This window comes from Chryseobacterium sp. FP211-J200 (genome assembly GCF_001643375.1).
GTDB lineage: Bacteria > Bacteroidota > Bacteroidia > Flavobacteriales > Weeksellaceae > Epilithonimonas > Epilithonimonas ginsengisoli.
On record NZ_LSHB01000052.1, the window covers coordinates 1 to 16,058 of the forward strand.

18 protein-coding genes are annotated in these 16,058 nt (G+C 37.9%); 4 read left to right on the forward strand and 14 right to left on the reverse strand.

Annotated features, from left to right (window positions below):
• Positions 1-2 precede the first annotated feature (2 nt).
• From AXA65_RS20240 to AXA65_RS14660, 6 genes are all read right to left on the reverse strand, one after another.
• Positions 3-311: an amidohydrolase family protein gene (locus AXA65_RS20240; RefSeq protein ID WP_218281658.1), complete on the reverse strand. Its 309-nt coding sequence runs from the start codon at positions 309-311 to the stop codon at positions 3-5.
• A 91-nt stretch (positions 312-402) separates the two neighbouring features.
• Complete coding sequence (locus AXA65_RS20245; RefSeq protein ID WP_218281659.1) at positions 403-558, reverse strand: hypothetical protein; 156 nt, start codon at positions 556-558, stop codon at positions 403-405.
• A gap of 109 nt (positions 559-667) precedes the next feature.
• Positions 668-1,183 carry a hypothetical protein gene (locus tag AXA65_RS14645; RefSeq protein ID WP_063970822.1) on the reverse strand — a complete coding sequence of 172 codons (516 nt, stop codon included), beginning with the start codon at positions 1,181-1,183 and terminating at the stop codon, positions 668-670.
• 18 nt (positions 1,184-1,201) lie between these two features.
• Positions 1,202-1,603 carry a lysozyme inhibitor LprI family protein gene (locus AXA65_RS14650; RefSeq protein ID WP_063970823.1) on the reverse strand — a complete coding sequence of 134 codons (402 nt, stop codon included), beginning with the start codon at positions 1,601-1,603 and terminating at the stop codon, positions 1,202-1,204.
• A gap of 18 nt (positions 1,604-1,621) precedes the next feature.
• Positions 1,622-2,152 (reverse strand): YfiT family bacillithiol transferase, encoded by a 531-nt coding sequence (locus AXA65_RS14655; RefSeq protein WP_063970824.1) that lies wholly within the window; start codon positions 2,150-2,152, stop codon positions 1,622-1,624.
• Positions 2,152-2,805 (reverse strand): SGNH/GDSL hydrolase family protein, encoded by a 654-nt coding sequence (locus AXA65_RS14660; protein ID WP_063970825.1) that lies wholly within the window; start codon positions 2,803-2,805, stop codon positions 2,152-2,154. Before AXA65_RS14660 ends, AXA65_RS14655 begins: the two co-directional genes overlap by 1 nt.
• Positions 2,806-3,130: 325 nt before the next feature.
• On the opposite strand from AXA65_RS14660, the gene AXA65_RS14665 reads away from it, so the two are divergent.
• Positions 3,131-3,376 carry a VF530 family DNA-binding protein gene (locus AXA65_RS14665; protein ID WP_063970826.1) on the forward strand — a complete coding sequence of 82 codons (246 nt, stop codon included), beginning with the start codon at positions 3,131-3,133 and terminating at the stop codon, positions 3,374-3,376.
• A gap of 5 nt (positions 3,377-3,381) precedes the next feature.
• On the opposite strand, the gene AXA65_RS14670 is transcribed toward AXA65_RS14665, so the two are convergent.
• Both AXA65_RS14670 and AXA65_RS14675 read right to left on the reverse strand, forming a co-directional pair.
• The gene (locus tag AXA65_RS14670; RefSeq protein ID WP_063970827.1) at positions 3,382-3,759 is read right to left on the reverse strand and encodes a YchJ family protein; all 378 of its coding nucleotides are present in this window, start codon (positions 3,757-3,759) and stop codon (positions 3,382-3,384) included.
• Between the two features lie 88 nt (positions 3,760-3,847).
• Positions 3,848-5,866 carry a M3 family metallopeptidase gene (locus tag AXA65_RS14675; RefSeq protein WP_063970828.1) on the reverse strand — a complete coding sequence of 673 codons (2,019 nt, stop codon included), beginning with the start codon at positions 5,864-5,866 and terminating at the stop codon, positions 3,848-3,850.
• Between the two features lie 356 nt (positions 5,867-6,222).
• Here AXA65_RS14675 and AXA65_RS14680 point away from each other — a divergent pair, with 356 nt between their 5' ends.
• Positions 6,223-6,753 (forward strand): SRPBCC family protein, encoded by a 531-nt coding sequence (locus AXA65_RS14680; protein ID WP_063970829.1) that lies wholly within the window; start codon positions 6,223-6,225, stop codon positions 6,751-6,753.
• A 56-nt stretch (positions 6,754-6,809) separates the two neighbouring features.
• Here AXA65_RS14680 and AXA65_RS14685 read toward each other — a convergent pair whose 3' ends face one another.
• A complete protein-coding gene (locus tag AXA65_RS14685) occupies positions 6,810-9,623 on the reverse strand; it encodes an alpha-amylase family glycosyl hydrolase (protein ID WP_063970830.1) in 2,814 nt (937 codons plus the stop codon).
• A 412-nt stretch (positions 9,624-10,035) separates the two neighbouring features.
• On the opposite strand from AXA65_RS14685, the gene AXA65_RS14690 reads away from it, so the two are divergent.
• The gene (locus tag AXA65_RS14690; RefSeq protein WP_063970831.1) at positions 10,036-10,506 is read left to right on the forward strand and encodes an Lrp/AsnC ligand binding domain-containing protein; all 471 of its coding nucleotides are present in this window, start codon (positions 10,036-10,038) and stop codon (positions 10,504-10,506) included.
• Between the two features lie 147 nt (positions 10,507-10,653).
• Positions 10,654-11,397 carry a deoxyribose-phosphate aldolase gene (gene deoC / locus AXA65_RS14695; protein WP_063970832.1) on the forward strand — a complete coding sequence of 248 codons (744 nt, stop codon included), beginning with the start codon at positions 10,654-10,656 and terminating at the stop codon, positions 11,395-11,397.
• A gap of 88 nt (positions 11,398-11,485) precedes the next feature.
• On the opposite strand, the gene AXA65_RS14700 is transcribed toward deoC, so the two are convergent.
• From AXA65_RS14700 to AXA65_RS14720, 5 genes are all read right to left on the reverse strand, one after another.
• A complete protein-coding gene (locus AXA65_RS14700; RefSeq protein WP_063970833.1) occupies positions 11,486-11,884 on the reverse strand; it encodes a VOC family protein in 399 nt (132 codons plus the stop codon).
• A gap of 52 nt (positions 11,885-11,936) precedes the next feature.
• Positions 11,937-13,406: an alpha-amylase gene (locus tag AXA65_RS14705; protein ID WP_063970834.1), complete on the reverse strand. Its 1,470-nt coding sequence runs from the start codon at positions 13,404-13,406 to the stop codon at positions 11,937-11,939.
• Between the two features lie 365 nt (positions 13,407-13,771).
• Positions 13,772-14,866 carry a DNA polymerase IV gene (dinB, locus tag AXA65_RS14710; RefSeq protein WP_063970835.1) on the reverse strand — a complete coding sequence of 365 codons (1,095 nt, stop codon included), beginning with the start codon at positions 14,864-14,866 and terminating at the stop codon, positions 13,772-13,774.
• Positions 14,867-14,908: 42 nt separating this feature from the next.
• Complete coding sequence (locus tag AXA65_RS14715) at positions 14,909-15,364, reverse strand: GNAT family N-acetyltransferase (RefSeq protein ID WP_185114331.1); 456 nt, start codon at positions 15,362-15,364, stop codon at positions 14,909-14,911.
• Positions 15,365-15,367: 3 nt separating this feature from the next.
• Complete coding sequence (locus AXA65_RS14720) at positions 15,368-15,883, reverse strand: TlpA family protein disulfide reductase (RefSeq protein WP_063970837.1); 516 nt, start codon at positions 15,881-15,883, stop codon at positions 15,368-15,370.
• Positions 15,884-16,058 lie beyond the last annotated feature (175 nt).

Consider the following 16,058-nt stretch of genomic DNA (forward strand, 5'->3'; position numbering starts at 1 on the left):
GCCTAGTCCCCAGGTTTTGATCTTGATCCTACATCAGTTGGTAATCCAAAGTCGCCGTGTCCACCAGTTTGAGAGATGAAGGCACCACTTGAATAGACTCTAGGTCCTATGGTCAGCCCCATGTCAATAGCTTTTGCAAGAGATAGAGAGCCGCCTCCCAAGTCTCTGACAGTTGTAAAACCTCTTAGTAATTGTTTGTGAGCAGCTCCAGCTGCAACGAAATTAAGCATGGCGTAATCCGAAGTCATTGCCATCATTTTGGGAACAGACTCAAATAGCAAATGGACGTGAGCATCTATCAATCCAGGCATCAAGAATTTGCCTTGTCCATCGATGATCTTGGTCGCGCCTGATCTGTCCGTAGGAATTGGAGATTGTGAGATTTTCGCGATAATATTGTCCTCAATCAGAATATTTCCCCTTTACAAGTTTGTTGTCAATCCCATTGAAAATCTCAACATTGTTGATGAGTATTTTGCTTGGCTGGATTTGAGCATTGATTTTGATGAAAATGCTCGATACTAAAGTGATAGCAATAAGTAGATGTTTTGTTTTCATGCAAGCTATTGGTTTTCATGCAAAATAATTTTCCTAAAAATACAATTTTCGGGAAGAATATGAGAAGATTTGGAAAGAAAGAAATTTGTCTGTAAATGATTTATAAAACTTATAGTATTGTGACCTCATCACTTTTTGAATTATATCTCATTTTTAAATGTCTATTCCAGTTTAAAAATTCGTCACAGCTGAAATTTAAAAAGTTACCATCCCACAATTCAAATTTAATCAAGTCCATTTGAATGGGACTTTCAACGTGTTTCGTAATGCTTAATTTATCTAAGATTTTGGTAATATTATAGTAATCTGAAACAAGAAAATTTCCATCATTAATGGCAATCAAATTGATGTATCCAGGTCTCTCATAAAATTCAATCAAATCACCATTGTTTAAATCAATTGAAAATAGATAATCTGAAGTCAAAATTAAAGTCCTCTTTGAAATTTCTGAAATTGCAACGCTTTTTCGTTCTCCCCGAAATTGTCCACACCATTGCGCATAATTCTCATCTGTGAATCTAACGAATGTCCAAGACTGAGAGTTCCAAGCACTTTCAACATCAAATATCCTTTCCGAATATTCTCCAGAATCTGGACGACTGATAATTTCTGCATTTATAATCATTAAATCATTTTTAGAAAATCAATAATCAAACTGCTCCTCATATTCCTTGATCTGCAAAGCGCGTTCCTTCACAATTTCCAATTTTTTATTCTCTGCAATCACATAGAACAAAGTTCCTTTTTTGACGTCAAAATAGTATTTGTCAATCAGTTTGAACTCAAAATCTCTGAATGAAATCCAATTTCTCTGTGCTTCCACCAATTCCTTTTTTCCAGTTTTTGTCAGTTTTTGGCTTAATGAAAGATAAGATTTATTAAGTTCTTTGTCCCAAGAATCACGGGCAGAATTTATACAATTTCTTTGACCGGCCGTAGAATTATCTTTACTCAAACATTTTTCTAAATCTTGATCAATCTTGTTTTGAGCCAATGGAAAAACGTTTATTAAAAGCAGAAATAAAAAAGAGATTGACTTTTTCATGATTCGATTTTAAAGTTCCTAATTAAATCTCAATTCCTTCGCCTGCTTGATATGTGCCAAATGATGCTGACAATGCCAACTGTAGATCAAGATATTTTCTTTGAGCGAAATCTTTTCCGATTGTTCCGGATGTATGAATTCTTTGTTCAAATCCTCCTCAGAAAGACTTTTCAAAATGAAAACCCATCTTTCGTGCAAAGCTTCCAGCAACTTCAAAGAGACAAAAGGCGAAAGTTTGCTATCCTGCAATTCTGCCCAAAGACTTTCCTCGTAAGGTTTGATAGTTGGAACATTTTCTGTCAAAGCCAATTTGAATCGCACATAACTGTTGATGTGACTGTCCGCACAATGCTGAACGACTTGAGAGATGGTCCAGCCTTCTGGTCTGTATCTTAGATTTAAATCCCTTTCATCCAGGTTTTCGATTTCAGCTTTTACAAGGTTTGGAAAGTTTTCAATTTCATTAATGGCAGAATCAATCATTTCCTTTGTGATTGATTCTGGTTTTTGGAATTTTCCGACTGGGAATTTTAAAGCTTCGAGATTCATTACTTCAAATTTTTCATCAGGATTGCCTCCATTTTCTCGTAACCCAATTTGTTGGGATGGATTCCGTCTTCCGCAATTTCTTTTGGCAAACCATTTTTGTCGTCTTTCAATGGCGTGTGATAATCGATGTAAGTGATTTTGTTTTTCTGAGCGTAATCTTTGATCATTTGATTCAGCGCGATCACTTTGTCAGCAGGCATCATTCCTTTTCTCCAAGGAAAGTCGGAAGCGGGAAGCGCCGAGCACAAAACCACTTTGATTTGATTTTCTTTCGCCAATTCCACCATCGAAACAATATTCCCGAAAACTTTATCCAAAGAAATTGGACCTTGATTTTCCGCAATGTCATTGGTTCCAGCGAGGATAATCACACGTTTTGGCTTCAATAAAATGACGTCTTCCCGAAATCTCAAAAGCATCTGCGAGGTCACCTGTCCACCAATTCCTCTTCCGACAAAATTATTTTTAGTGAAAAATTCCGGGTCTGTGGCGAACCAGCCTTCTGTGATAGAATCGCCCATTAAAACAGAGTTCGGCGTTGTATTTTTAGATTTTACTTCTTGATTTTGTTTTTGATATTTGCCGAAATTGGCGAAGTCCTGAGCGTGAGACATTGTAGAAAATAAAAGGATAATAAAAGTTAGGATTTTCATTTTTTTCTGATTTATAATCAAATATATGAAATAAGGATAAGCGGAAATTACATCGAGAAAATAAATGTCTTTAATAGTTTAAATAAACCACAAAAGTAACAAAAGTTTATGGCGAATTTTAATTCTTGCAAAAGTTCAAAAAAAAGTAATACTAAAAGAAGTTTCTTTTTTTTTGCTCTTTATAAAGACTTTAATAAGTTTAGTCTTAGCTGAGCGAAGCGTCTTTGCGACCTAAAATATTCCCAATGTTTATAGAAAAAATCTTTGTGCGCTTTGCGTTAAAAAATATAGGTTTGGAATCATATTAATTCAATAATTTTACAAAATGGAACAAACTTCGAAAGACCCTTTACATGGCAAAAGACTCGACGCAATTTTAGAAGAATTGGTGGACTATTACAATGGTTTCGAAGAATTGGGGAAACAGATCAACATCCGATGTTTCAACGCCGATAAACCAAGTATCAATTCCTCATTGAAATTCCTTAGAAAAACCGATTGGGCAAGGGCAAAAGTAGAAAGTTTGTATCTCTACGTTTTGAGACAGAAGAAGAAAAAAGGCTTACTTTAAATTTCTTAATCCAAAAATATTCCGCTCACATAATACCAGCGATTCTGAATCGTTTTGAAGGTCGATAACTCGTGATGAACTTGCGGATTTCCATCTTCATCCATATAAAACGCTTTGAATCCCACTTTGTTCATTGATGGCGTATCAACGATTTCCAACTTCGTCCAGTCATTGATTTCGGCCCATTCCTGGAGACTTTTCTTATTATGAAATTTCCGTTTTCCAGGCGACGTAGTTTCCCACAAGTATTCACCATTCGGAATCGCAAAAGCTGAAAATCTAGAACGCATCAAAGCTTCCGCAGTCGGCGGGAATTTTTCTTTTGTGTGATAAGGTTTACAGCAGTCGTTGTAGGATTTTCCGGAACAGCAGGGACAAGTCATTAAGGTAGAAATTAGAGTTAAGAAGTTAGAAGTTAGAAGTTAGAAAAAGTTTGAGACCTGAATATTCAGGTCTCAAAATTAAATTTTATTATCCGAAAGCTCTCTTCAGCAAGCTCTCCACTTTCGGCTCGCTTCCACGGAAAGCCTTGAACAATTCCATCGGGTCTTTGGTTCCGCCGGAAGAAAGAAGGATTTTATATTTCGAAGCAATTTCAGGATTGAAAATTCCATTTTCTTTGAAATATTGAAACGCATCTGCATCCAAAACTTCCGCCCATTTGTAAGAATAATAACCAGCCGAATAGCCACCCTGGAATATATGTGAGAAACTTGGTGCAGTCGCCGTTTCAGGATTTGAAGGGTAGATTTGTGTCGCTTTTGTGAAATGATTTTCAAATTCTTTGACGTCCGTCACTTCGTGTTCCGACACACTGGAATGAAACGCCATATCCAATAATCCTAGGCCAACTTGTCTCATTGTTTGATAGCCTTCCATAAAGGATTTGCTTTGAGATAATTTCTCGATTTTTTCGTCTGGTAAGATTTCTCCAGTTTGATAATGTTTGGCGAAGGTTTTCAGAAATTCTGGTTCGTAGCAGAAGTTTTCCAAAAATTGAGAAGGCAATTCTACAAAATCCCATTTCACAGAAGTTCCTGACAAATTCGGATATTGCGTGTCTGCCAAAACGCCGTGAAGTGCGTGTCCAAACTCGTGAAACAAAGTGGTCACTTCTTGGAAAGTCAATAAGCTTGGCGTTTCTTTCGTTGGTTTCGTGAAGTTGCAAACGACGGAAATATGTGGACGGGAATTTTCGCCGTCTTTTTTATACTGATTTTTGTAGCTCGTCATCCAGGCGCCGGCACGTTTTCCTTTTCTAGGATGATAATCTGCGTAGAGTAGGGCTTTTACATTTCCGTTTTCGGTGATTTCGTAGGTTTTCACATCTTCGTGGTATTTCTGAACGTCATTGATTTCCTTGAATTCTAAACCAAATAATTTTTTTGCCAATCCAAAAACAGCTTCCTGAACTTTCTCCAGTTGGAAATAAGGTTTCAGCTCTTCATCATCAATGTCGAATTTTTGCTTTCTTAATTTCTCAGCGTAAAAAGCGTGGTCATAACTTTGGATTTCTTCGATGCCGTCAGCTTTTGCTAACGATTTTAATTCCTCGATTTCTTTTTGGGCGAAAGGTTTTGCTTTATCCAAAAGTTCGTTTAGGAACTCAAAAACTTTCTCTGGCGATTTTGCCATTCTTTCTTCAAGAACGAAATCTGCGTAATTTTTATAACCTAACAATTCGGCTTTTTCCTGACGAAGTTTTACAATTTCTTTAATTAAGTTCTGATTGTCAAATTCGCCACCATCGAAAGATTTTTTTCCGTTTGCCAAAGCCAATTCTTTTCTCAATTCACGGTTTTCTGCGTAAGTCAGAGCTGGCAGATAACTCGGATATTGAAGCGTAATCACGTAGCCTTCCAAACCTTTTTCCTTTGCATCTTCTTCGTATTGCTCGAGAATCGCTTCCGGAATTCCTTTCAATTCTTCTTTGTCTGTAATATGTTTGAAATAAGCATTGGTTGAAGCCAAGGCATTTTGTCCGAATTGGAGTGATTTGATAGACAAATCCATATTGATTTTCTCCAGTTTCTTTTTGTCTTCTTCGTTCAGTAATGCACCGCTTCTTACGAATCCTTTGTAAGTTTCGTTGAGCAACATTGTTTGTTCCTCGTTTAATGACAAAGTGTCTTTTTGGTCGTAAACGTTTTTGATTCTTTCGAAGAGTTTTTCGTTTTGAGAAATTTTGGAGGAGAATTCTGTCAAAAGTGGCGAAACGTCTTGCGCAATTTTCTGGATTTCGTCATTGGTTTCGGCTGAATTGAGATTGAAGAAAATGCTTGAAACTCTGTCCAACTGTTCGCCGGAAAATGCCATTGCTTCAATCGTATTTTCGAAAGTTGGTGTTTCTGGATTGTTGGTGATTTCGTCGATTTCTTTTTCTGCGGTTTTTACCAATTCCTGAAAAGCGGGAAGATAATGTTCTTCTTTGATGTTGCTGAAAGGTGATGAGGTATATTTGGTGTTGAATTTTTCTAATAGTGGATTCATTATTTTGTTCTTGATTTAAGGTTTACTGTTCAGGGCTCTTCGATTCCGCTCAGAGTGACATTGCTAATAAAAATTGTTATATACGAATTGTCAGGCTGAGCGTAGTCGAAGCCTTTTCTTATTTTTTGTTGAAATCACAAATTTAGTACCTAAAGTTGAAAGTATGACAAAATTGCGCCCCGGCTTGAGCGGAAATCCTTTTTTGCTTGTCATCAAGTTCAACTTAACCGAAAACGTTATGCAAAAAAGATTGGGAGCGGAAGACGGATTAAGGCGCCCAAATAAATATTGTCCTAGGAAAAGTTTTTGTACTTAAATTCTTTTTAGATTTGTTTTGAACTTAAACTATACTTATTATGAAAAAATTTCTGAAAATCATTGGCGTTATCTTGGCCATTTTCATTGCTTATTGTGCCGTTATGATGTTGGTTGTGGACAGCAAATGTCATAACGAACAATCCATCACCATCAATGCTCCGAAAGAAAAAGTGTGGCAGAATGTGAATTCTATGAAAGCATTCAACACTTGGAATCCGTGGATGAAATATGATCCGAATTTGGTTGTAAAATACAAAGGAACTGCTGGCGAAGTTGGTGACGGTTACAGCTGGAAAGGGAATGATGATGTGGGCGAAGGTGAGCAGGAAATCACGGCAATCGTCCCTAATGAGAAAGTGGCCACAAGTATGCACTTTATCAAACCAATGGATGATAGAGCGACTTCTGACCTGCTTCTTGCGACGGAAGGTTCTGGAACTAAAGTTACTTGGACAATCGACTATGAGATCGAGACGCTTTTCAAACCAATGAAACCGATGATGACCTGGCAAATGAACAAATCATTCTCGGAAGGCTTGGGAAAACTGAAAGAACTTTCTGAAAAATAAAAATCGCCCCGAATTATCGGGGCGATTTCATTTTAATTTATAAAAGATATTTTGTCTTATTTGATGATCAGTTTAGAAACTGCCAAACCTTCGTCTGATTTTAACTGAACTAAGTAATTTCCTGTACTGATTCCGTTTACAGAGAATGTTTCGTCTCCTTTTGCAGATTTCAGTCCGAATGATCTTACCAGTTTTCCGTTGAGGTCATAGATGTTGATCTGTCCGTTTTTCGCTTTGTTGTATCTGATTTTCAATAAGCCGTCTGTTGCTGGATTCTGAACGATTTGAAGTGATGTTTTGTTAGTGTCAATCTTAGTTTCGTCAGTCGCCAAAGCGGTTTGATTTCCATAGATCCGGAATTCTCCTGGCTGTAAGTTTACAGTCGTTGTTGAATTTCCAGAAATAGAAGAATTATCCATCAGGTTATACCAAGTTGTAGCGTAAGGAAAACTAGGTGTTACTGTCTGAGCAGAAGTTGTAAAGTTCGCCACTATTACTACATCTTTGAGTGTATTTGAGGCCAAAGCATCTTTCCAAATATGGGTCCTAGGTAAAAGATTTCCGGATTCAACGTTGAAAGTGGTGGTGTCAAAAACCGGACTTGATAATTTGATCTGTAATATCTTTGACCAAGTGTCGTAAATTGATTTCCTAGCAGCATCTGTATCATAACCTAGTGTGAAAGCTACTGGTTTTGGAGATAATCTACAATCATTGCTGATCGATCCGTCCTCGCAACGGTTGATACTGAATTCGTATCCAAGTTCACCAAACTGCCAGATCATTTTTGGACCAGGAACGGTTAAGAAAACAGCGCCATACGCTTTTTGTCTTTCCAATGCTGTTGCAAGCGTTTTTACCGAACCATTTCCGTAAGCCAGGTTTTTGAACATCAATCGTTCTTCGTCATGACTTTCACCATAAGTAATGTTTCTTCTTTCGCTGAAACCATGGTTTTCAAAATCAACCCGGTTGAAGTTGCTATCGGAGTCATAGCCCATGGTGTTCTGATTGTACGGGCCAACCAAATTGTCCCACATCATCACACCTTTTCCTTCATTGACTTTATAGTTTGCCCATTGCTGCTCTTCCTGATCTCCACCTAAATGTTCGAAGATGATGTAAGAAGTGGGGTCCTGAGCCCATTGGTAATCTGAATATAATTTCAAAACATCCACTCTGTCCTGCTGATAAGAGCCAGTACAGCCTTCGTCTGAAGCCGTGCAATTCTGAGTAAATCCTTTTGTGAGGTCCCAACGGAATCCATCTACCTTATATTCTTTGATCCATTGTTCTAGAACTCTGTTCACATAATATCTGGTCTCTGTTTTAGAATGGTTAAAATCATAAAAAACGTTGTAAGCATGCTTAGGAACTTGATTGAAATAAGGGTTGTTGGCAGCAACATCACCATAACCTCCGTTTGTACTGGTAGACCAAAGTCTTTCCAATGGAGATCTTCCTGTAGCATGGTTCAATGCAATATCTAGGATCACAGCAATTCCATTTTGGTGGCATTTGTCAATGAATTCTTTGAATTTTTCTGGCGTCCCATAAGCTTTGTCCAAAGCCAAATGAAATCCTGGGTTGTAGCCCCAAGAGTTATTTCCATCAAATTCCATTACTGGCATTAGTTCGATCGCATTCACGTTCAAACCTTTGATGTAAGGGATTTTATCGATCATTGCCTGCCAATTTTTACCTTCTGTAAAATCTCTTACTAAAGCTTCATAAATGATAAGGTTTTGTTTTGCAGGTTTTTGGAAGTCAGTGACTGTCCAGTTGTATGCAGGTTTTGCAGTTTGAATCACAGAAACATCATATTGTTGTCCTGCTGGATAAGCTGGTAATCCAGGATAAGTGTTTGCAGAGATAAAAGGATCATCGTCTTGCGAAAGGACCAAAGTAGAATAAGGGTCAGCTACTTTCACGCCGTCGCTTGTTCTGTATTGAAAAGTGTAAACTTGTTGAGGTGTCAATCCTGTAAGTTCTATCCAGTAAAGATTGGCATTGCTTGTATCTCTCTTCATAATATAGTTAGAAGAGATTTGCCAGTTGTTGAAGCTTCCGATCACATGCACGTAGTTTTTGAAAGGTGCGTACAGCGCTAATCCAACTTTTGTAGGGTCGTTCGGGTCATAGCTGATTCCTTGTCTCATGTAGGAAGGGATTGCAGCTGTTTGCACCGTTGGCGTTGGAGAGATTGTGAATTTGGAAGTCAAAGTTGTGTTGGATGCAACGTTGGTTGCGGTCACTTCTATCTGATTATCTGCGGTAATATTTGGGGAAGTAGTAATAGATGATACGTTATTGGCGGTATAAATTGTACTTCCATTCGATTTTACGACATAATTTGCAGGCAAAGATGTGCTGTAATTGATAGTGAAATTGCTTCCTGATGTGATGAAGTTGACAGAACCATTACTTGGTGAATTGAGTGAAAACTGAAATCTACCTACTTCAGAATAGATGTCTTGAGATTGTCCGTTCCCTGTTTTTGTTTTTAGTAGAAAACCGATTCTGCCAATTCCTGTTCTGTTGTAGAAAGTCTTGGGGACAAACGTCATCGTGTAAGTGTCATTACCAGCGTTGTAAGTCAACTTGTTAGCTTCGTTGGAAGCTGTCCAACTACCGTTGGTTGGGCAATCCAAACTGTTTAGGTCATTGGGATCGTAGGACCATGCCCATAGATAGAGCGCGTTGTTGGTCACGCCCCAAGTAGATTCGTTGATACTACTGCCATTAAAAGTAATGGTGATTGGTTCATCCTCGTTGAACGAGGTCGGGCTGATAGAGGCCGTCACGTTTTGCGACTGCGCAAAACTGAGGATCGCAATAAAAATTGCGATCAGGTTGTAAAATTTTTTCATTGGTCTATATTTAAGGCTTTAAATATATTAATTTTTTGATGAGAGATAATTATTTTTGATCTAACCTTGTTGTTGGATTTAAGTATTTGATTGTTAGTGCTTTGTTTTTGGTGACGAAGTGTTGTGGAATTTAAATTTGAACTTTAGTTTAACCAAATGTTAACAACGAAAACGCTTTTATATGAAATTTAATTTATGTGATTTTTATATTATTTTGGAAAATAAACCACATTATAATTTTATGATTCATATTATTTTCTATATTTTTACAACCAAATAGGAAACAATAAACAATTATTTTAATCGAATAATTGTTCTGATAGTACTGTCTGTTTTGAACGAAACCAAAATTTTTTCGTTCATTTAAAATATTTTGTATTATATTTAAAAATCAAAAAATCCATAATAAATTATGAAAAGTGCATCTGAATCTGGTTATCATTTAGACGGAGTTGATAAGGAGATTGTCTATATGTTGATGGATAACGCAAAAACTTCCCTTGCACACATTTCCAAGCATGTTGGCATATCTACGACAGCGGTTCACCAAAGAATCAAAAAATTGGAACAGGCTGGCGTTATAGAGAATTCTATCTCTTTCCTGAATCCAAGAAAGATCGGTTACAAAGTGGTCTCATACATTGGTGTGTACTTGGATCAGCCAAGTCACTATCAGGATGCTATCAAGAATCTGAACTTGGTAAATGAAGTGGTAGAAGCGCATTACACAACTGGAAATTACACGATATTCCTAAAGGTCCTTTGTAAAGATAACGACCACTTGATGGAGATCCTGAACAAGATCCAAAAATTAAAAGGTGTTACAAGAACAGAGACCATTCTTTCTTTGGAGCAGAGTATCAGCAGACAATTGAAAGTTTAAGAAAAATTGATATAATAAAAAAAAGGATGCAAGTTATTTGTATCCTTTTTTTATTTTTGTAAATGCGAAAACTACTTATGTTCAGATACTAAAGGTTCTGGTTGATAAGTGGTTATATTAATAATTAAAAGAAAATAAATTCTGTATATGAAAATCAATCAATATTTAGACTCAACATATCTCAAAACGCCAGCCCAATCTGGACTTACAGAGGAACAGACTTTTGAAAAAGTAAGAGAATTGACAGACGAGGCTATTGCCTACAACTTCAAAGAAGTCATGATCCGACCGAATTATGTCAAGTTGATCAAAGACTATCTCACTGCTGAAAATTCCGAAGTTTTGGTAGGAACAGTTATAGGTTTCCACGAAGGAACTTATTCTTTAGAAGCGAAATTGGCTGAAGCTAACCAGGCAGTTGCGGACGGCGTGGATGAGTTGGATTATGTCATCAATTATGAAGCTTTCAAGTCCGGAGATTTAGATTTGGTTGAAAAAGAATTCGTTGAAGGAACCAAATTAGGTTTGCATTTCGGAAAGACCGTAAAATGGATCATAGAAATTGCGGCGCTTACAGATTCTCAAATTGCTGATCTTACAGCAAGCATCTGGAAATGGGCACAAGAAAATTTCGAAGAGAAAGACTTTGCAAAGATCTTCGTGAAATCTTCCACAGGATTTTACATTACCGAAGGCGGAAAACCCAACGGAGCAACTTTTGAAGGCGTAAAAATCATGCTGGACAACGCAGGCAAACTTCCCGTAAAAGCGGCAGGAGGCGTGAAAACTCCGGACGATGCAGAAAAAATGATCACATTAGGAATTCAAAGAATCGGAACTTCTGCTGCAAAAGCACTTCTTGGTGAAGGAGAGGCTGGAACGGGATATTGATCGATCTTACCTATAGAAAATACAAACCTCTTGAAGATCATTTCAAGAGGTTTTTTTTATCTAATTCAAATTGGATTTATACTGGAACTTATTTTTCAGAAGGTTCCCAAAGTTCCAATTTATTCCCATCCGAATCTAAGATGTGAACAAATTTCCCATAATCAGATTCTTCGATTTCATCAAGGATTGTGACATCATTTTCTCTTAGATTTTTCACCAATTCTTCGATGTTTTGAACGCGGTAATTGATCATGAACTCCTTTTTGGAAGGTTCAAAATAGCTGCTTCCGCTTTTGAAAGGACTCCATTGCAACTGATTCACTTCATCAGGATCATTGATATTTCTCGACTCAAAGGTCGATCCCCACTCGGTCGTATCAATTCCCAGGTTTTTCTCATACCAATCTCTGGTTTGCTTTGGGTCATCTGTGATGAAGAAAATGCCGCCGATGCCTGTTACTTTTGGAGTTTTGTTGGAGTTTTCCATTTGTTTGAGTGGATTTTAATTCTAAATCAAATATAATATTAATTTCAATATTTTATTCTGCCACCCAGACACTCACATTCCCCGCAGGACAAGGAAAATCTGCCCATCCATTTTCATCAATGGTAATTTTGTTGTCCAAATGTCCCGTGAAGTCATAGAAGGTTTTCCCAGCATATCGTTTTCCGATTTCCATTGGTTTGTGGTAAGCATCTTTATTACTGAGGACAACTGCACAGCCAGAATGCTCGTCGTCGCCTTCACGCACCCAGCCCAGGCAATGCGCATCTTCAAAATAATCTTTCTGATTACCATAAGCAAAATCTTTTCTTGCTTTGATCAGTTCTTCGATCGCATCTACTTTGTCAAGAAATATCTCGTGCTCTATGCCGTCTTCTCCGTGGTCCTTGTAACTCGCACCATAGAGGTCTGGGTAGAACACGCAAGGATAGCCATCTTTTCTAAGCAGGATCAAGGCATAGGCCAATGGTTTGAACCAGGTCTCTACCGGTGCTTCCAATGCCTGAAGCGGTTGCGTGTCATGATTGTCCACCACAGTTACTGCTTTTTCTGGCTGAGAAGAAACCAATGTCTCATTGAAGATCTGTCTCAGGTCGTAATCGGGTGTTTTGGATGCATTATGAAGATTGTTTTGTAGGGAAGAATCGAAAAGGCTCATGCAACCTTCTGTAGCAGCGATGTAAGCTTCCAGAAGTTTCAGTTCTCCAGGTGCCCAATATTCTCCCACAGCAAAGATGTTCTTGCCAGTATTGGAGCGGAGTAGTGTCAACCATTCTTTGTAAAAATCGGGTGAGATATGTTTCACGGCATCCAGTCGCACACCGTCAAAATCGGTCTGGTCATGGTACCATTTTCCCCAGTGGTTGAGTTCTTCGCGAACGAACGGATTTCTGTGCTCGATGTCATTGTACATCAGATAGTCGTAGTTCCCTTTTTCATCATCCACGATGTTGTCCCAGCCATCACCAAAGTCATTAATGATTCTGTAAATGCTTGTTTCCTTTCCTTCCGCATAATCTACGCCTGTAAAACAGGTAAAATCCCATTTGAAATTAGAATAAGTATCGCCTCTGCCGGGAAAAGTAAATTTGGTGTAAGATTCGATTTCCATCACATCGGAGATGTCTTTGTTACGGTCATCTTCGTCCACTTCTATCACTTTGAATTTCTCCAGATCATCACCTCCAGCTTTGTGGTTCAGAACCACGTCGGCGATCACTTGGATATTTTTTTCCTTCAGTGCTTTTACTGCTGCGATATATTCATCCTTCGAACCGTATTTCGTCACCACATTTCCTTTTTGGTCAAATTCCCCGAGGTCAAAGATGTCATAAGGGTCATAGCCCACAGAATAAAGGGCGTTGGTGCTTTTGTATGCGGGCGGAAGCCATGCTGCAGTGATGCCAAGGTCGGCAAGATATTGTGACTGGTCCTTTGTATGTTTCCAAAGGAAGGATTCGCCATCGGTGTACCAATGGAAAAACTGTATCATCGTTCCGTTCATAAGATTGTAGATTTTTTCAGACTGTTTGATTTGATTTTTGTTTCTATGAAAATATCAAGCCAAGGAAAGTGGGGAAGAAAGAGGAGATAAGTCAGAAGAATCAAGACAAAGAGTCAATTTACATCAAAACAAATTATTTGGGAGCCTATTTCCGTCTTCCGCTCCCAATCTTTTTGCCTTTGCTTTTCCAGCCACAAAAAAGGATTTCCGCTCAAACCTAACGAAGTGGTTCATCGATTCAAATAGAAAATATAAAAGATGAGATAAGCCGGGGCGCGCTTCGCAAAGTTGAGCATTTTTCAAAAGTTCAAGATTTGTCGCAGTTGATATTTTCCAAAAAACTGTATTGACTTTAATTCAAAACCTCAATCATCAAACTCGGCAAAAGGAATCTTCAGCTGTACAGAAACCTGCTTTTTCTCTTCCGTGTTGAGGTTGGACAAAGAAAGTCCAAGAAGTCGAATCGCTTTGTCAAATGGTCGCAGTTCCCAAAGTTGTTTCGCCGTGTTGTAGAACTTCTCGGCGTTTTCGAAATATGATTCTTGCGTTTTGCTTCTCGTGTAAAGTGTAAAATCTTGGTATTTGATCTTTAAAGTGAGTGTTTTTCCTTTGATCTCTTTTTTGCCGAGACGTTCTTCCAGTTCAAGACTTAATGATTTCAGTTTTTGATCGATCTCTTCATCTTCCTTGATGTCATCCCAAAACGTTCTTTCCACGGCTACACTTTTTTGGATTCTATTCGGTTTCACTTCACCATTGTGGATGCCGCGGACAACGTTATAATAATATCTTCCAGATTTGCCAAAGAGTTTTTCCAATTCGTCCAGAGATTTTGCCTTCAGGTCAGAACCTTTGAAGATGTGCAACGTGTGCATTCGGTTCGCCGTCACTTTCCCAACGCCGTAGAATTTCTCAATCGGAAGATTTTCCAGAAACTCATCGATTTTGGTTGGATGAATGGTTTTTTGCCCGTTGGGCTTATTGATGTCGGAAGCCACTTTCGCCAAGAACTTATTGACGGAAATTCCCGCCGAAGCCGTCAATCCCGTTTCTTCAAAAATTCGTTTTCTAATTTCTCTCGCAATGTCATTCGCCGACTCGATGTCTTTTTTGTTTTCTGTAACATCCAGGTAAGCTTCATCCAAAGAAAGTGGTTCTACGAGGTCTGTATATTCGTGAAAGATGCTTCTGATCTTGCTGGAGATTTCTTTGTATCTGGCAAATCTCGGTTTTACAAAAATGAGATGCGGACATCGTTCTCTCGCTGTTTTACTTGGCATCGCAGAACGAACTCCAAATTTTCGAGCTTCATAACTTGCGGCCGCAACCACACCGCGATGTCCGCCGCCAACAGCAATGGCTTTTCCACGCAGGCTCGGGTCATCGAGCTGTTCTACAGAAGCATAAAAAGCGTCCATGTCGACGTGAATTATTTTGCGTTGCGGAAAAGGAAAATCCATATCACAAAGATATGGATTCAATTATTTTTATTGATCGAATTATTACGTTTTCAATCTCATCGTAAGAATTAAGGATTCAAAACCTGCTTTTTTATAGGCCTTTACAGCGGGTTCATTTTGATCATAAACTTCCAGCCTGATCTCTGAGATGTCTTTATCTTTTGACCAATTGATAAGTTCATCAAGGATCAGTTTGTTGATACCTTTTCCTCTGTGTTCAGGTTTTACATACATAAACCCCAAATAAGCATATGTGTCAAAATTGGAATAACTATTTTCGGTTTTCTTGATTTTTGAATACCCAGAAGCCACAATTTCATTATTTTCTTCCGCTATGAGTATGGTAGAATCTTCCGACTGAATTAAAGTGAGAAGATCATAATAATGGATTTCTCCATCAATAAAAGTACTGTTAAATGGTTTTTCTGCAGAAACAATTCCCTGTTCAAATTCTAAAAGGATCGTCAAATCCTGTTCTGTAGCTTCTCTTACAATCATAATTTACTTTAAAAGCTTGTCAATCGTATTTTGAATTTCCGGATCATCGGGTGTGATGGCGTAATATTTTGCGATATCGGCTCTTTGGTCTACGACAATATATCTTGGGATCCAGTTGAGGTCGATGTAATTATTAAAATCGTTCTTCCAGCCAGATGAAAACCAATAATTTTCTTTGTCTGTCATCTCGTGCTTCTCAAGACTCTTCAAAAAACCATCTTTTGACCTTTCCAGAGAAAGAAAAACAAAGTTGACATTGGGATTTTTTTCCTCCAATTCTTTAGCTTTTGGAAATGCTTTGAGACAATCTCTGCACCAGCCAGCCCAGAAATCTAAAATGACAACTTTGCCTTTGTGCTGCTTCAGAATTTGATTGATTGAAATTTCTTTCCCATCTTTATCCTGTAATTTTTGAGCTAAAGCTTCTTTGGAAAATTTGGTTTTCAGGACTTTTGGAACTTCTTGGGAAAATCCAAATTGGAAAACCATTACTAATAGATAAATTAAAATCCTCTTCATTATTTTTAAATTTTGATGAACAAAGCTAAGGAATATTGCATGAAGCAAAACAAAAAAAGACAGCGAAAAAAGCTGTCTTGATGATTTATAATTTGAATAAAGTTAACCCGTAGTGCATTAAAAAAAAGGTTACTCATAATACGAAAATTTCGTATATTGTATTGACTATCAATCT

What these genes read in the sequence shown, in the direction of transcription:
- AXA65_RS20240 (WP_218281658.1), bottom strand. Translation starts at nt 311, where the DNA reads ATGCCTGGATTGATAGATGCTCACGTCCATTTGCTATTTGAGTCTGTT.
- AXA65_RS20245 (WP_218281659.1), bottom strand. Translation starts at nt 558, where the DNA reads ATGAAAACAAAACATCTACTTATTGCTATCACTTTAGTATCGAGCATT.
- AXA65_RS14645 (WP_063970822.1), bottom strand. Translation starts at nt 1,183, where the DNA reads ATGATTATAAATGCAGAAATTATCAGTCGTCCAGATTCTGGAGAATAT.
- AXA65_RS14650 (WP_063970823.1), bottom strand. Translation starts at nt 1,603, where the DNA reads ATGAAAAAGTCAATCTCTTTTTTATTTCTGCTTTTAATAAACGTTTTT.
- AXA65_RS14655 (WP_063970824.1), bottom strand. Translation starts at nt 2,152, where the DNA reads ATGAATCTCGAAGCTTTAAAATTCCCAGTCGGAAAATTCCAAAAACCA.
- AXA65_RS14660 (WP_063970825.1), bottom strand. Translation starts at nt 2,805, where the DNA reads ATGAAAATCCTAACTTTTATTATCCTTTTATTTTCTACAATGTCTCAC.
- AXA65_RS14665 (WP_063970826.1), top strand. Translation starts at nt 3,131, where the DNA reads ATGGAACAAACTTCGAAAGACCCTTTACATGGCAAAAGACTCGACGCA.
- AXA65_RS14670 (WP_063970827.1), bottom strand. Translation starts at nt 3,759, where the DNA reads ATGACTTGTCCCTGCTGTTCCGGAAAATCCTACAACGACTGCTGTAAA.
- AXA65_RS14675 (WP_063970828.1), bottom strand. Translation starts at nt 5,866, where the DNA reads ATGAATCCACTATTAGAAAAATTCAACACCAAATATACCTCATCACCT.
- AXA65_RS14680 (WP_063970829.1), top strand. Translation starts at nt 6,223, where the DNA reads ATGAAAAAATTTCTGAAAATCATTGGCGTTATCTTGGCCATTTTCATT.
- AXA65_RS14685 (WP_063970830.1), bottom strand. Translation starts at nt 9,623, where the DNA reads ATGAAAAAATTTTACAACCTGATCGCAATTTTTATTGCGATCCTCAGT.
- AXA65_RS14690 (WP_063970831.1), top strand. Translation starts at nt 10,036, where the DNA reads ATGAAAAGTGCATCTGAATCTGGTTATCATTTAGACGGAGTTGATAAG.
- deoC (WP_063970832.1), top strand. Translation starts at nt 10,654, where the DNA reads ATGAAAATCAATCAATATTTAGACTCAACATATCTCAAAACGCCAGCC.
- AXA65_RS14700 (WP_063970833.1), bottom strand. Translation starts at nt 11,884, where the DNA reads ATGGAAAACTCCAACAAAACTCCAAAAGTAACAGGCATCGGCGGCATT.
- AXA65_RS14705 (WP_063970834.1), bottom strand. Translation starts at nt 13,406, where the DNA reads ATGAACGGAACGATGATACAGTTTTTCCATTGGTACACCGATGGCGAA.
- dinB (WP_063970835.1), bottom strand. Translation starts at nt 14,866, where the DNA reads ATGGATTTTCCTTTTCCGCAACGCAAAATAATTCACGTCGACATGGAC.
- AXA65_RS14715 (WP_185114331.1), bottom strand. Translation starts at nt 15,364, where the DNA reads ATGATTGTAAGAGAAGCTACAGAACAGGATTTGACGATCCTTTTAGAA.
- AXA65_RS14720 (WP_063970837.1), bottom strand. Translation starts at nt 15,883, where the DNA reads ATGAAGAGGATTTTAATTTATCTATTAGTAATGGTTTTCCAATTTGGA.